The sequence below is a fragment of the Pilosibacter fragilis genome (genome assembly GCF_032490495.1).
Classification (GTDB): domain Bacteria; phylum Bacillota; class Clostridia; order Lachnospirales; family Lachnospiraceae; genus Pilosibacter; species Pilosibacter fragilis.
In genome coordinates, this window is record NZ_JAVYJB010000049.1 from 1 (window position 1) to 2,241 (window position 2,241).

The 2,241-nt window shown below is 34.9% G+C and carries 2 protein-coding genes; both read right to left on the reverse strand.

Annotation, left to right across the window (positions count from 1 at the left end; all coding sequences use genetic code 11):
• Nucleotides 1-152: 152 nt before the first annotated feature.
• Nucleotides 153-992, reverse strand: a complete 840-nt coding sequence (locus tag ABCW45_RS17635) for a hypothetical protein (RefSeq protein WP_215704888.1) — start codon at nucleotides 990-992, stop codon at nucleotides 153-155.
• A gap of 104 nt (nucleotides 993-1,096) precedes the next feature.
• Nucleotides 1,097-2,113: an ATP-binding protein gene (locus tag ABCW45_RS17640; protein ID WP_343221286.1), complete on the reverse strand. Its 1,017-nt coding sequence runs from the start codon at nucleotides 2,111-2,113 to the stop codon at nucleotides 1,097-1,099.
• Nucleotides 2,114-2,241 lie beyond the last annotated feature (128 nt).

Here is a 2,241-nt window from a genome sequence, read left to right on the forward strand (position 1 = left end):
TCGATGCTTACATCCATTATAAGAGTGGTTCCCTAATGACCGGAAGAGCGGTTTCCATCAATCCGGAACAATGGTTTCCTCAATCCGGACAAGTGGTGTAAAAGTACCCGTAATATTCATTTTCCGTCATATACTTAACAATCACCATAATACTAACTGTCAATACTTGTCATATTTTGAATCGTGGAATCATACGGATTTATAACTAAAACATTTTCAATAACATTATTATCCTCATCTCTTATATGTACAAATCGTTTTACCATCAATAAACTATTCAACTTATGATGAAAGCCAACAAGATCATCATATTCAATGTCTATACACATTTTAAAAGGTTCTTCTAGCATTTTATTACTGTATTCCTTCCATTCACGCTCTGATAGTTCCTTGTAAAACATTAAACATATTCCACTAGAAGTAGCAATTTCCTTATATGTCCTTAATTCAGTATCCCATGTACTTCCTTTGGAATCCAAAATCAAAGAACTAATTTTTATATTATTAGCTTCTCCTCTCCCTATATTCAAGACATACAAACTAATACTAATTCTTTTTTTATTAAATTGAATTTCCATCTTACCATTCAACGATAATGTATTTTCTATATAAAACTTTGGACGTTTTGACATCCCAAATTTAATATCATCTATATAATTCGAATCAAATGTAACTGTCAAAATAGGCTTATACTGTGCAGAGAGATTAATTTTCGTATCGTTATTTCTTTTTTCATATTCCTCTTTTAATTCCTGTTCATGCTTTCTAAAATCTTCTTTCCTAGTAAAATCGGTATAACAAATAGTCAAAGCAACTCCTAGCAATGTTATTCCACTACCTATTAATGAGGCATAGAAACTAATCCAAACTTCCTGCTTTTCTATTGGTATAAATCCTATAGGTGAAGGCGTCGACACCCAATAATTTACAAATGGAGGTATAGCTAGAAACACCACTAATATGCTTACAAGTATTAAGATTTTCTTTTTCACTTTTTATTCCCCCCATAAATTTTATTGCACTTTTCCGATGATACTATCTATAAGAATATTTATTAACCTAACCACATTGGTTAAGATGTGGTTAGCTTATTTTCTTACGAAAAGTATTTCTGATTTTTACTTGATGGCTTTTCCGGTATAGTCATCTTTAACACACTATTTTTCAGCATAGGAGTTAAATACTTTCTTCTAAAGCTTGTCCTGCTATCAAAATCAAATTCATCCATTATTTCTTGGACCGACTTCGGGTCTTTACAAAAATCGATAATCAGCTTATTCACATCCTGACCATTTTGGTTAGGATGATGGTCAGGATGCTGACCATCATCTCTCAATAACCTCAAATACCTATCACAAGCCTTGCAAAGAACCATAATTCCAGCCTCATTAATCTCGTATTCCGGCAATGGTCCATCATACAACGCACAGGCTTCCCTAATCTTCTCAAATCCTCTTCCCCAAGCTTCAATCATACCGCTTTTGAAAAAGATATTAGCCAATTTCGGATTATAAGGCTTTGATGAATGCTTCATAAACAACTTGTCAGTAGAATCCAGATTTGGAGGCATCTCTCCATCATTCCAAATATATATCTTGTCCTCGTAAACGCTAATCTGAATTGGATTGCAACCGCTGTAATCCTTATGAACAATGGCATTCAACAAAATCTCACGGAATGCGTCCTTGTGGAACATAAATTGCTCAATTCTCTGGACACCCTCATAATCAATCAATGCCTTCATATATTTCGTGTATACCAAATCTACAGTCTTATCTACCTGCTCTATCAAAGGCCCGTGCACCTCATCCTGATACACCAAATCCGAATCCGATTTTCCAAAATAACCGATTTTGATATAAGAACCTGTTACCCACTTCTCTGGATCCTTATAAAACGCAAGCATTGCTGCTCTTATCAAATATCCATCTTCATCAATTAGGTGCAGGTTATCCATCAAGATAGTATCTTCCACACTGACTTCTTCATTCGTAAGCCTTCCTCTTTTCACTGCCTTATCTTTGAATAGCTGTATTGCATCCTGCTTTAAATCAGATACTGTCAGTTTTGGTAGAGGCACACCATCCCATGTTCTTCCCTGCGTTTTTAACAAAGCTCTTTCCCCTGTGTGTTAGGATAGTTGTCAGTGAAAGATAATTACATTTGTGGTAGTATAGAGCTATCGCAGGAAGGGAGCTTTCATTATGAACTATAGTCCAGAGTTAAAGGATGCACTCCTCA